This is a genomic window from Ruegeria sp. HKCCE3926 (assembly GCF_017872515.1).
Taxonomy (GTDB): Bacteria; Pseudomonadota; Alphaproteobacteria; order Rhodobacterales; family Rhodobacteraceae; genus Ruegeria.
In genome coordinates, this window is record NZ_JAEDOU010000001.1 from 1,481,969 (window position 1) to 1,494,634 (window position 12,666).

Annotated in this window: 13 protein-coding genes; 8 read left to right on the top strand and 5 right to left on the bottom strand. The window is 58.6% G+C overall.

The window, feature by feature from the left end; genetic code table 11:
- Position 1: 1 nt before the first annotated feature.
- Genes I9184_RS07485 through I9184_RS07505 form a run of 5 tightly spaced genes read right to left on the bottom strand, consistent with a single transcriptional unit; the run spans position 2 to position 4,856 of the window.
- Positions 2 to 679 carry a hypothetical protein gene (locus I9184_RS07485; RefSeq protein ID WP_209833503.1) on the bottom strand — a complete coding sequence of 226 codons (678 nt, stop codon included), beginning with the start codon at positions 677 to 679 and terminating at the stop codon, positions 2 to 4.
- Positions 679 to 1,122: an ATP synthase subunit C gene (locus I9184_RS07490; protein WP_152457528.1), complete on the bottom strand. Its 444-nt coding sequence runs from the start codon at positions 1,120 to 1,122 to the stop codon at positions 679 to 681. Before I9184_RS07490 ends, I9184_RS07485 begins: the two co-directional genes overlap by 1 nt.
- A complete protein-coding gene (locus I9184_RS07495) occupies positions 1,119 to 2,915 on the bottom strand; it encodes a V-type ATP synthase subunit I (protein WP_209833505.1) in 1,797 nt (598 codons plus the stop codon). Before I9184_RS07495 ends, I9184_RS07490 begins: the two co-directional genes overlap by 4 nt.
- Complete coding sequence (locus tag I9184_RS07500; protein WP_209833507.1) at positions 2,912 to 3,517, bottom strand: V-type ATP synthase subunit D; 606 nt, start codon at positions 3,515 to 3,517, stop codon at positions 2,912 to 2,914. The genes I9184_RS07495 and I9184_RS07500 overlap by 4 nt, the downstream gene beginning before the upstream one ends.
- On the bottom strand, positions 3,495 to 4,856 hold the full coding sequence (locus I9184_RS07505; protein WP_209833509.1) for a V-type ATP synthase subunit B: 1,362 nt from the start codon (positions 4,854 to 4,856) through the stop codon (positions 3,495 to 3,497). Before I9184_RS07505 ends, I9184_RS07500 begins: the two co-directional genes overlap by 23 nt.
- A gap of 245 nt (positions 4,857 to 5,101) precedes the next feature.
- On the opposite strand from I9184_RS07505, the gene I9184_RS07510 reads away from it, so the two are divergent.
- The 8 genes from I9184_RS07510 to I9184_RS07545 all read left to right on the top strand — a co-directional run bounded on the left by I9184_RS07510 (position 5,102) and on the right by I9184_RS07545 (position 12,660).
- Positions 5,102 to 6,841, top strand: a complete 1,740-nt coding sequence (locus tag I9184_RS07510; RefSeq protein ID WP_171633478.1) for an ABC transporter substrate-binding protein — start codon at positions 5,102 to 5,104, stop codon at positions 6,839 to 6,841.
- An 82-nt stretch (positions 6,842 to 6,923) separates the two neighbouring features.
- On the top strand, positions 6,924 to 7,973 hold the full coding sequence (locus tag I9184_RS07515; protein WP_209833511.1) for an ABC transporter ATP-binding protein: 1,050 nt from the start codon (positions 6,924 to 6,926) through the stop codon (positions 7,971 to 7,973).
- A gap of 1 nt (position 7,974) precedes the next feature.
- On the top strand, positions 7,975 to 9,051 hold the full coding sequence (locus I9184_RS07520; RefSeq protein WP_209833513.1) for an ABC transporter ATP-binding protein: 1,077 nt from the start codon (positions 7,975 to 7,977) through the stop codon (positions 9,049 to 9,051).
- The gene (locus tag I9184_RS07525) at positions 9,048 to 9,911 is read left to right on the top strand and encodes a sugar ABC transporter permease (protein ID WP_152457521.1); all 864 of its coding nucleotides are present in this window, start codon (positions 9,048 to 9,050) and stop codon (positions 9,909 to 9,911) included. Before I9184_RS07520 ends, I9184_RS07525 begins: the two co-directional genes overlap by 4 nt.
- Complete coding sequence (locus I9184_RS07530) at positions 9,908 to 10,705, top strand: carbohydrate ABC transporter permease (RefSeq protein WP_152457520.1); 798 nt, start codon at positions 9,908 to 9,910, stop codon at positions 10,703 to 10,705. The genes I9184_RS07525 and I9184_RS07530 overlap by 4 nt, the downstream gene beginning before the upstream one ends.
- An 8-nt stretch (positions 10,706 to 10,713) precedes the next feature.
- Positions 10,714 to 11,115: a DUF2160 domain-containing protein gene (locus I9184_RS07535; RefSeq protein WP_171633483.1), complete on the top strand. Its 402-nt coding sequence runs from the start codon at positions 10,714 to 10,716 to the stop codon at positions 11,113 to 11,115.
- 65 nt (positions 11,116 to 11,180) lie between these two features.
- Positions 11,181 to 11,576: a BlaI/MecI/CopY family transcriptional regulator gene (locus I9184_RS07540; RefSeq protein ID WP_170346648.1), complete on the top strand. Its 396-nt coding sequence runs from the start codon at positions 11,181 to 11,183 to the stop codon at positions 11,574 to 11,576.
- The gene (locus I9184_RS07545) at positions 11,563 to 12,660 is read left to right on the top strand and encodes a M56 family metallopeptidase (protein WP_171633486.1); all 1,098 of its coding nucleotides are present in this window, start codon (positions 11,563 to 11,565) and stop codon (positions 12,658 to 12,660) included. The genes I9184_RS07540 and I9184_RS07545 overlap by 14 nt, the downstream gene beginning before the upstream one ends.
- Positions 12,661 to 12,666: the final 6 nt, after the last annotated feature.

A 12,666-nucleotide genomic window follows, 5' to 3' on the forward strand; every position in this document is an offset into this window, starting at 1 on the left:
CTCAGCGGATGACCCCTTCCAGAACGGCGCGGAACCGGGGCTGCAAATGCTCCATCAACAGCGACGCCACCGCGTTATCCGTCAGGTCCAGAACAACACCCTGATCTTCTGCGCGAACGCGGATGCCTTCCTGCACGTCATCGGCTGCGTGCAACTCGATATTCTCGCGCAGCATCTTCGCAGTCAGCCCAAGAACATATTTCGTCAGCTTGCCGGATTGAATGTCATCGGCGTTTTGCTTGATGTCTTCCTGCGTGGCGACCCGGGCAGGAAGAACGACGGAAACCCTGCCATTCAAATTTGCACCTTCCCCGGCCCGGCCTACCACCTCGAGGATCATCTGCCTCAGAAGCTCGGGATCGGACATCTCTTTGGTCACGAGGCGTTCGACGTCTGCCCTGAAACGATCCGTCAGACCCGCCTTCATGGTCAGCACGGCATCCCGCATCGCCGTGTTCAATGCTTCTTCGCCGGCGGCCCTGTAATTATCTGTCTCCGTGCGGGCTTTCTTTTTCAACTCATCGGCTTCGCGCTTTGCCTCTGCCACGATGCGCGCGGCTTCGGCCTTGGCGTCTGCGCGCAATTTCTCGGCTTCGGCCTGACCAGCGGCAACCCCATCGTTGCGCAATTTGTCGATCAGCGCGTCAACCCCATGCGCAATCGTTCTGTCTTGTGCCATCAGCTGATCCCCGCACTGATGACCAACGCAAACACGAACGCAAAAACACCAAACCCTTCGATGATCGCGGCAGGGGCCAGAGCAAGGCCAAAAATCTCGGGCTTTTCCTTGGTCGCATTGATCGCAGCTGCACAGGCCCGACCCTGCCAGATGCCGCAATACATCAGCGCGATACCCGACAGGATGCCAATTCCGAACAGACCGCCCGCGTTTTCAGGTGTCACGTCGCGGTTCAGGGTGAACATGATGACTATCCCATAGATGACCATCGTTGAGGGAAACGCGGATACACCCACGAAACGGCCATAGCCGCCCTCGGTTTCGGTCATGGCCCCGATACTGGCCATACCGGCGATCGAACACCCTATGGCGCTGGCCGCAGCCCCCAACGCCATTGGCGCATAGATACCCAGCCAACCCAGTGTAAGAACAAGCTCATTCATTCCTGAACCTCCTTGCGGGCAAATGGACGAAAGATGACACCTTCATCCGGCAGACCCCATTTAAAGAATTCGATGTAATTGAGACGCAAGCCGTGCACGACGCCGCTCATCATCGCGAGCGCGAAGTTTAATACATGACCTATGATCAATATCAGCAACCCAAACAGAATGCCCGGCCCCCTAAGGGCCTGCATGACCGACACCGCCAGATCATTGAACGTGATCGCCAGCGAGGCCGAAGCAAGGCCCAACGCGAAAAGACGCATATAGCTGAGAACATCCCCAAACGCGCCCATCGCCCCGGCAAGGCTTTTAACCCCTTCGAGCAAACGCCGGATCCAGTCCATCGGCCTCTGGATGACCCGCTCGCTAGAAAACAGGACAATCGCCACGATGCCGGCGGTCAGGATAGCTGCGCCCGGCACCGGCGACTTGCCGTTCATGTAGCCCAGCCAAAGGACAAACCCGCCGATCAGGGCCGCAATCCAGCCCAGATTGGCAACCGCCTTGCGTTGCCCCCACGCTGCGCGGGCCGCAAGTGCGTTGGCCAGGACAAGGTGGATAACGCCAACGACGATCGAGACCATCATCATCGCGCCGAAATCGTTCAAATCCAGCACCTTGAGCCTTGCCCAAATCGAGTCCGCAGCCGGTGATACCCCAAAATAGCTGCCCACCATGACCCCGTAAAATATCGTAACAGCCGAGATGATCAGGCCGAACAGACGCCAAGATCTTTGACCAGCGGTGCGGTCCATCCGTCTCCAAAAGGCCAGCACCGCCAGCAGGATGACAGCACCGTACCCGGCATCCGCCACGATCATGGCAAAGAAGATCGCGAAGGACGTCGAGACGATGACGCTGGGGTCCCAGTCCTGATATCCGGGCACTTGATAGAACAGCGCCAGATCGACAGCGGCCCTGCGGTTTTCAGGCTGCTCTAGCAAGGTCGGAGGCGCGTCGCCCGGCCCCGGATCTTCAATCAGGACGGCCGAGCCCTTGGCGTTTGCCATGGCAAGAACAGCATCCACCTGATCCACGGGAACCCACCCCTGCAAAGCAAATAGTGCCTCTTCGTCGCGTACTTTCTGCGTTGCATGGGCAAGCTCAGCGGCACTTTCGGCGACGGACAGGTTCCGGCGCATCAATGTCAGATAGCGCGTCAGCGCCACGCGTTCGGCTTCCAACGCCTCGAGGGCGATCTCGGCCTCTTCCAACTGGGCCTCAAGCTCGTGTACCGGCAGCGAACCGACATGGGTTCGCGGAACAGGAAGAACACCATCATCGGGTTCGTCAGGTGAAATCAGAACGGCGTAAAGGTACCGGTGATCTTCCTCCAATATTGCCCAAGGAAGCTTGACCTCGGACATGGCATCCCGGTGCTTCAGCGGCAGCTGATAGAACCACAGCCTGTTGCCAGCCAGCGCATCGGTCGGCGGAAAATCCAAATCACCCCAGGGTCGCACCTGGGCGATGCGATGCGCCAGAAAGTCACGCCGGTCCATCGTATCCCGAACGCGCTGCATGAGGTCGGTCACCTCGCGCACGAAACGATCCATGTCGAAATCAGGCGCACGCTGGACCTGGCGGCGCGGGTCAGGCACTTCTGCAAGGAAACGCAATGCCTTATACGCCTCTCTTGCACCGCGCTCACTGATCTTTTCCGGCTCTTTCGGTGCGGGAACAAGCGGCAAAACATGCATGCAGCCAAGGGCCTGAAGCGCCTCAAGCGTTTCCGCCTTTCGGGCAGCAGGCCCGATCAGAGACATCTTTTTCAGACGCGCAACGCTCATGTCAAAGCCTCCTGCGCGTGTTTGCTTTTTGAGATTTTCGACCGCACGACGGCCTGCATCTGTTCGTCGCTCAGGTAGATGCGGATCTTCTTGATGTTGGCTTTGGCGCGCGGGATCAGAACCTTTTCGAACAGGTTGACCCGCTGGGTAATGGTGGCCACCGCCTTGTCGAAGATGCGAACGCGTTCTTCGGCAATCTTCACCCGCACCCGCGCTTCGATGACGTCGTGCAGCAAAAGCGCAGCGGCATCGACCCAATGGGGCTTGGCCAAAACGGAATACGGGCGTACCACCAACTCGATCCGATCAAGGTCAGGCAGTTTGACCCCTACCACATTGACCTCTTTGACCTTGTAGTCCTTGAGTTTGACCAGCCCATCCAGCGCGACACCCTGCTGGGCCAGCATCGGCAGCTTTTCGCCAACCTGCTGCACCAACGCCTGCACATTTTGCTCAAGGCGGTCGACCTCTTCCCGGGCCCGGACCCGTTCAGCCATCAACTGTTGTCTCTTCAGGTCCAGCGACGGCAGGAACCGCTCATAGCTTTTCAGCTGCGTCTGCTCGCGCGCAAGCGACGATTTATTCAGCTGCAACCGCGCCATTGGCATCCTTCGGGAAATACTTGTCGATCAATGCTTGCTTCATCAGCAACTGTTCCGGCGCAAAACACTCTGCCAGTGTCTTCCAGCCCAGATCCAGCGCCTCTTCCAGCGGGATCGAAACATTGATGTCCATGAACCGAGACCGGAACAGGCCGCCGAATTTCAGCAATTGGTGATCATAGTCTGACAGGTCGAAGGCCATCGCCTGTTTTTGCGCGGCATCGCGGCTTTCAGAATAGAAACGGATCATCGTGTTCATGATCTGCCCGTGATCTTCACGGGTGCTCTTGCCGATCACGTTCTGCTTGAGGCGCGACAGGCTGCCGAACGGATCGATCACGCCGGAATGCAGATAGAACTGCCCTTCGGTGATATAGCCGGTGTTGTCAGGCACCGGGTGGGTTACGTCGTTGCCGGGCATGGTCGTGACGGTCAGAACCGTGACCGACCCGCCTTTGGCATAGTCACAGGCTTTTTCGTATCGGCGCGCAAGCTGCGAATACAGGTCCCCCATATAGCCGCGCTGAGATGGCACCCTCTCCTGACTGATGCCTACCTCTTTCATCGCGTCAGCATAGGCGGTCATGTCCGTCAGCAGGACCAGCACGCGTTTGCCCTCTTCCACAGCGAACTTCTCGGCCACTGCCAATGCCATGTCCGGCACCAGCAGACGTTCGACCAAAGGATCCATCGCCTGATTGACGAACATGACGGTGCGCGAAAACACACCCGCATCTTCGAAAGAGGTGCGAAACGTGTGGTAGTCGTCAAAAATCAGCCCCAGCCCGCCAAAGATCACGATATCCGCGTCGGCCTGAATACCGATTCGGCTGAGGAACGCGTTGAATGGCTCGCCTGAAACCGAGAAGATCGGAATTTTCTGGCTCTCGACCAATGTGTTGAACACGTCGATCATCGGCACATCCGTGCGGATCATTCTGTGTGGAACCGCGCGTTCCGCCGGGTTGACGGTTGGTCCGCCAATATCGATGTGCGGTTCCGCAGACAGGTCGGGGCCTCCATCAATGGCCACACCGGCGCCATCAAAAACGCGGCCCAGAATGTTGGCCGAATAAGGTGTCTGCATCGGGTGACCGAGAAAGGTTGCCGTTGCTTCGGTCGATATGCCCTTGGTGCCGGAAAACACCTGCAACGTGACGACATCCCGGTCGATGAAGATCGTCTGGGCCAATGTTTTTCGGCCATCCACCGTCTCGATCACAGCGAGGTCGTTGAACCGGACAGCCGGCCTCCCCTTGTTTTGGATCGGAACCCGGACCTTGATTGTGTCCCCGACGATTTCCAGAACACGCGTGTACTTCAACAGACTTCGGGACATTGCTTATCCTCACTGTTCCAAGTCGTTTTTCGTAATTCGCGCCGCACGTCTCAGCGGTAATTTTTGTAATGACAATCCTAGCTTACAACGAATTCAATAATTGGCAAACGAGTTCGGCCCCGCCCCTTTCGAAATGCCTGAACGTCAATTACTAAATTTTTAGTTTGACACATACGCAAGAAATCGCTGATGCTGTGCGTCATCCGGTTTCCGCCGGAGAACCATAAATTTTTGGGAGGAGACAGATGCGGAGACATCTACTTTCCGCAGTGGCGGCGGCTGCCGTCATTGCGGGGCACGGTCCTGCTTGGGCCGACGAAGCCGCAGCACAACGTTGGATCGACGACGAATTCCAGCCATCGACCTTGTCGAAAGACGAACAAATGGCCGAGATGCAGTGGTTCATCGAAGCTGCACAGCCTTACGCAGGTATGGAAATCAACGTCCTGTCCGAAGGTATTCCAACGCATTCCTACGAGTCGGAGGTTCTGACCAAGGCGTTCGAGGAAATCACCGGCATCAAGGTCAACCACCAGATTCTGGGTGAAGGTGAAGTGGTTCAGGCCGTTCAAACCCAAATGCAAACGGGTCGGAACCTGTATGACGGCTATGTCAACGACAGTGACCTGATCGGCACCCATTCGCGTTTGCAGCTGGCCTATCCGCTGACGGACATGATGGGCGGTGACTGGGCCGCGACGACTTCGCCGACGCTGGATCTGGATGACTTCATGGGCATTCAGTTCACCACCGGACCGGACGGCAAGCTGTATCAGCTGCCCGATCAGCAGTTTGCGAACCTTTACTGGTTCCGCAAGGACTGGTTCGATGATGAGGCGAACAAAGCCGCGTTCAAAGAAAAGTACGGCTATGATCTGGGCGTTCCGGTCAACTGGTCCGCGTATGAAGATATCGCCGAGTTCTTCACAAATGATGTGAAAGAAGTCGATGGTACCACGATCTACGGCCACATGGATTACGGCAAGCGCGCGCCCGACCTCGGATGGCGCATGACCGATGCCTGGCTGTCGATGGCCGGTGCCGGCGACAAGGGCGAACCGAACGGTGTGCCTGTCGACGAATGGGGCATCCGCATGGAAGCGGGCACCTGTAACCCTGTTGGCGCTTCGGTGTCGCGTGGTGGTGCTGCAAACGGTCCGGCTGCGGTCTATGCGATCCGGAAATGGGATGAATGGCTGCGGGCCTATGCGCCTCCGGGTGCCGCGTCTTATGACTTCTACCAGTCACTGCCGGCACTCAGCCAGGGCAATGTGGCCCAGCAGATCTTCTGGTACACGGCCTTCACCGCCGACATGGTCAAGCCGAAGTCCGAAGGCAACAACACCGTGGATGACGAAGGCACGCCGCTGTGGCGGATGGCACCCAGCCCGCACGGCCCCTATTGGGAAGAAGGCCAGAAGGTTGGCTACCAAGACGTGGGGTCCTGGACGTTCCTCAAATCGACCCCCTCGGATCGTGCCCAGGCAGCCTGGCTTTATGCCCAGTTCGTGACCTCCAAAACTGTCGACGTGAAGAAGTCCCATGTGGGTCTGACCTTCATCCGCGACAGCTCGGTCAACCACGAGTCGTTCACCGAACGCGCACCCAAGCTGGGTGGTCTGGTCGAGTTCTACCGCTCGCCTGACCGCGTGGCATGGTCGCCGACTGGCATCAACGTGCCGGATTATCCGAAGCTGGCCCAGATCTGGTGGCAGCAGATCGGTGACGTGAACTCGGGCGCCTTCACCCCGCAAGAGGCGATGGATCGTCTGGCCGAAGAGATGGACATCACCATGGCCCGTATGCAGGCCGCGGATGAAAGCGCCGGTGTCTACGGCGGCTGCGGTCCACGCCTGAACGAGCCGCAGGATCCGTCCTTCTGGTTGGAAAAAGCAGGTTCGCCCAAGGCCAAGCTTGAGAACGAAAAGCCGCAAGGCCAGACTGTCAACTATGACGAACTGGTTCAGCGCTGGCAGTCTCAGTAAGCCGTTGAAACCCGGGGGTGCCGCATCAGGCACCCCCACTTCAAGACCAGTGCATTGCACTGAAGGACCGGAACCCACGGACATGATCGAACTTAAAGACGCGACCAAAAGGGTCGGCAACGTCATACATATCAAGCCCACAAACCTGACCCTTCAAACAGGCCACTTCAACGTGCTGCTGGGCGCGACGGGCTCGGGCAAGACCTCTCTGATCAAGATGATGGCCGGGCTGGACCCGATCGCCTCGGGCAAGGTCCTGATGGATGGGCAAGACGTCACACGGCTGAATACGCAGAAGCGAAAAATCAGCCTCGTGCACCAGTTCTTCGTGAACTACCCGCATATGACCGTATTCGACAACATCGCCTCGCCCCTGCGCGTGGCAGGCATGGCGCAATCCGAGATCGAAGGTCGCGTGGAAGAGGCCGCCGACCTGCTGCAACTGCGACCGATGCTGCACCGCCGCCCGCACGAGCTGTCGGGTGGGCAACAACAACGCACAGCGCTGGCGCGTGCCATTGCCAAAGAAAGCCGCGCCGTGTTCCTTGACGAACCGCTGGCCAACCTTGACTACAAACTGCGTGAAGAACTGCGCGAGCAGCTGCCCGACCTGTTCGCAGGTCGCGGGGCCGTGGTGGTCTATGCCACGTCCGAGCCCGAAGAGGCGCTGCTGCTGGGCGGCTACACCGCCCTGATGGAAGATGGCCGCGTGACCCAGTTCGGGCCAACCGCTGACATCTATCGCAACCCCGAGAACATCGCCGCCGCGCGGGTCTTTTCGGACCCGCCGATCAATGTCGCACGCATCACCGTTTCCGCTGCGCAGGCGCAACTGGCTGGTGGAGGTGGCTGGGCCGTAACCGACATGGCCGACGGAGATTACATGGTCGCGGTGCGGCCGCATCGCGTGACGCCGTTCCGTACGTCTGACGCGGACGTGGAACTGACCGGCCGCGTGATCGTGACCGAGCTTTCGGGCTCGGATTCCAGCGCGCATTTCCAGCATGGCGAAGACGCTTGGGTGTCGCTGGCCGCCGGGGTCCACCCCTATCAGGTGGGCGAGGACCACACATTCTTCATGAACCCGGCCCATTGCCGGTATTTCGGCCAAGACGGCAAAAGGGTGGCCTGACATGGCACAGATCAAACTTTCAAACCTCCGCCACAGCTACATGCCGTCGCCAAAAGGCCCCGAGGATTATGCGCTGAAGGAAATCGACGTGACCTGGCGTGATGGCGGGGCCTATGCGCTGCTGGGGCCGTCAGGCTGCGGCAAGTCCACGCTGCTGAACATCATCTCGGGCCTGCTGACCCCGTCCGAAGGGCAGATCCTGTTCGACGACCGTGACGTGACCGCTCTGCCCCCTGATCAGCGCAACATCGCACAGGTGTTCCAGTTTCCGGTGATTTACGACACGATGACCGTGGGCGAGAACCTGGCCTTTCCGCTGAAGAATCGCGGCGTCGATCCGGCGTCGATCAAGCGCCGCGTCGATGCGATCGCTGAGATGCTGGATGTCACCGACATGCTAAACACCCGTGCCAGCGGCCTCAGCCCGGACAACAAGCAGAAAATCTCGATGGGTCGCGGCCTGGTCCGCGACGACGTGAACGCGGTGATGTTCGATGAACCTCTGACCGTGATCGACCCGCATCTGAAATGGAAGCTTCGGTCCAAGCTGAAAGAACTGCACCAGCGCGTCAAGGCGACGATGATCTATGTCACCCACGACCAGACCGAGGCCCTGACCTTCGCGGACGAGGTCGTGGTGATGCAAGAGGGCGAAGTGGTGCAGATCGGCACCCCGGTAGAATTGTTCGAGCGCCCGCAGCACACGTTCGTGGGCCATTTCATCGGCTCGCCCGGCATGAACGTGCTGCCCTGCGAAGCGCGCGGCGACCGCGCCCTGTTCGAAGGGCACGAAGTCATGCTGGAAGGTCCCATTCATGGTGATGGCGGCCGCACCGATCTGGGTATTCGCCCGGAATATGTCGGCTTCGGCGAGACCGGCATCCCGGCGCATGTGACTAAGGTTTCCGACATCGGTCGCCACTTTGTGGTCAGCGCGATGGTCGGCAATACCGCCTTAAAGGCCGTGACCGAACACAGCGCGCCCGAACCCGGATCACAGGTCTTCCTGCAATTCAAACCCAAACAATCCCGCGTCTACCGCGACGGCTGGATCGCAACCGAGGAGCGGGCCCAATGAGAACAGAAAATCAAAAAGCGTGGTTCTTTGTCCTACCCGTGCTGGCACTGGTCGCGTTCAACGCGTTGGTGCCGATGATGACAGTGGTCAACTATTCGGTGCAGGAAACCTTTGGCAATAACCAGTTTTTCTGGGAAGGCCTGGGTTGGTTCGAACAGATCCTGCGGTCGGACCGGTTTCAGGCAGCACTTGGACGACAGTTCCTGTTTACTTTCCTGATCCTGATCATCGAAGTGCCTCTTGGCATCATCGTGGCCCTGTCGATGCCGCGCAAAGGTTTCTGGGTGCCTGTCTGTCTGGTGCTGATGGCCCTGCCGATGCTGATCCCGTGGAACGTCGTTGGGTCCATGTGGAACATCTTCACCCTGCCCAAAATCGGTCTGTTGGGATATTTCCTGAATGACGTTCTGGGCATCAACTATGACATGACGCAACAGCCGCTTTCGGCCTGGATCACCGTCATCGTCATGGATGTCTGGCACTGGACGTCGCTGGTCGTGTTGCTGTGCTATGCAGGCCTCGTGTCGATCCCGGACGCCTACTATCAGGCGGCCAAGATCGACGGCGCAAGCCCATGGTCGGTGTTCCGCTACATCCAGCTGCCCAAGATGAAGACGGTTCTGACCATCGCGGTCCTGCTGCGGTTCATGGACAGTTTCAACATCTATACCGAGCCCTTCGTGCTGACCGGGGGTGGGCCCGGTAACTCGACCACCCTGCTGTCGATCGACCTTGTGAAGATCGCGCTGGGGCAGTTCGACCTTGGCCCTGCGGCTGCGATGAGCCTGATCTATTTCGCCATCACGCTGCTGGTTTCGTGGCTCTTCTACACCCTCATGACAAAGGATGACGCGCAATGAAGAAGCGGTCTCTCATCCCGATCCTCTATATCGCGTTCCTAATGCTGCCGATCTATTGGCTGGTGGCGATGTCCTTCAAGACTACGAACGAGATCCTGTCGGGCTTTTCCCTGTTCCCCCAGACCTTTACGCTGGAGAATTACATCACCATCTTCACGGACCCGACGTGGTACTGGGGCTATATCAACTCGATCACCTATGTGACGTTGAACACGGTGCTTTCGGTCAGCGTTGCCTTGCCCGCTGCCTATGCGTTTTCGCGGTATCGGTTTTTGGGCGACAAGCAGCTGTTCTTCTGGCTGCTGACCAACCGGATGGCCCCGGCAGCGGTCTTCGCCTTGCCGTTCTTCCAGCTCTATTCTTCGATCGGCCTGTTCGACACGCATCTGGCTGTGGCACTGGCGCATACATTGTTCAACGTGCCGCTGGCAGTTTGGATTTTGGAAGGCTTCATGCGGGGAATTCCAAAAGAGCTGGATGAAACCGCCTATGTCGACGGCTATTCCTTCCCGCGTTTCTTCGTGACGATCTTCCTGCCCAATATCAAAGCGGGCGTGGGCGTGGCGGCCTTCTTCTGCTTCATGTTCTCGTGGGTGGAAATGCTGCTGGCCAAGACACTTACGGCGGTCGAGGCCAAACCCATCGCCGCCGTGATGACCCGCACCGCGTCCAGCGCGGGCTATGAATTGGGCCTGCTGGCCGCCGCCGGCACCCTGACCATCATCCCCGGCGCCATCGTCATCTGGTTTGTCCGCAACTACATCGCGCGTGGTTTCGCGATGGGACGTGTGTGAGGTTCGATATGCGTAAACTTCTTCTCACCCTTCTTTTTCTGCCTTCCGCGACCTTTGCCCAGCAGGCCGGATGGGGCAGCGTCGGCCAGCCAGAGGAAAAAGGCTTTTCCTGGACTGCGCCACTGTGGCCCGACTTCTGGATGGCCTGGACCCCGGCGACACTTGCCGTATTTGTCGGCATCTTTTCGGCCATCGCACTGATTGGCATTCTTGAGGGCTTCAAGTATCGCGATGGCATAGAACGGCGCGGTGTACTGGGGCTGACAACCACATTGGGCGATCGGCTCTTCATCACCCTTCTGGGGTCCGCCTATATCTTCCTCGCCTGGCTGGGCCTTGTCGGGCAGCCGGTATGGACACCTCTTTTCCTGTCTATCGGCTGGGGCGTTTTTGTGTTCTGGAAAGTTTAGACTTTGAGAAATCGCGAAAGGATGCTTGTCTGTCAGGCATACTAAACATGACAACACCGAGATCGATGCGAAAGAAAAAGACAACAAATCTGCTGACCGAGGTTGAACTGGAGTTCATGAACGAGCTCTGGGCCCTCGGGCAAGGCTCGGTGCGAGATGTCCTGGACCGCCTGCCTTCGGAGCGCAATCTGGCCTATACATCCGGTGCCACGATCCTGCGTATTCTGGACGAGAAAGGTTTTGTGGAAAGCCGCAAGACAGGAAAGACCCTGATCTATACGCCGCTTCTGGAAAAGGACAGATATCAGGCCCGGTCTTTGCAAAACCTGTCCCGCACTCTGTTCGACGACACACCCGCCACACTGGTGGCCCGGCTTGTCGATGATGCGGGGCTGAGCGAAGCCGACCTGGAGGAAATTCGAGCACTGGTAGAAAGGAGACTGCAAAATGACAGCGGTTAGACCGGTTCTCGACACGTTTATCGAACTCAACATCGTGCTGGCCTTGTCAGCCGTCATCTGGCTGGCGGCCCGCGCAGCCCTGACCCGAACAGCCCTGCGCCACAGCTATGTCGCGCAGTTGCGTGCGCTCAAGGCGCTGTGCGTGTGCGTCCTGATCAGCCCGTTTCTTGCGTTGGGCGTGTCATCATTCGCCTCTTACGCATGGCCGGGCAGCGCCATGGCGCTTGGCGACATCGCCGTTGCCGCCTATCTGCGCGGCGATATCGCCATGCCCGCCACCCAGTTCGAGGCCTTGCTGAACACCCGTGAACGGTGGGTGGACCTTGCATTGTCAGGGCAACAGCCGGTGATCACTGCCCTTGCAACGCTGCTTGTTTTGGTCGCCGCCCTGTTTGCGGCCCGCGCTCTGAGGGACGCGGCGATGATCCGTCAGACAGTCAAATCCAGCTTTCTTTGGCGGCAGTCGGCCAAGGTAGACATTCGTCTTTCGGATCGCATCACCGTACCGTTCGCTGTGCGCGGATTGCGCCGTCGCCATGTCGTTCTGCCAAGCCATCTGCTGGATACCCCGCACGAACTGCGCTTTGCTTTGGCGCACGAGCTTCAGCATGTTCGGGCCGGTGACGTGGAATGGGAACTGGGCTTTGAAATGCTGCGCCCGTTGTTGTTCTGGAACCCAGCCTATCTGATGCTCAAGTATCAGTTCGGCCGCTTGCGTGAACTGGCATGCGACCAGTCCGTGGTGGCCCGCAAACGGATCGATGCGCGCGAATACACTTCCTGCCTGCTGGATTATTGCGCGCGTACAATCTCGGCAAACAATCCTCGCGTTCTGAATGTTGCGTTTGTGACGGGCGGCAAGGCCAAGCGCGTGCTGCGTCAGCGCGTGCTTGCATTGACCGATGCACAGCCGGCGGTGCCCACCCTGCCCGCTCTGTTCCTGGGGATGGCATTGACCTTCGCCACCCTTCTTGCATTGGGGTCTGCGTCGATCCAGCAAACGCAGGACTGGAGCCATGACCGCCTGATGCTGTCAACCGTGGTCAATCTGGAACGGCTGGAAGCACGCAATCAGGGGAACTGATCCGAC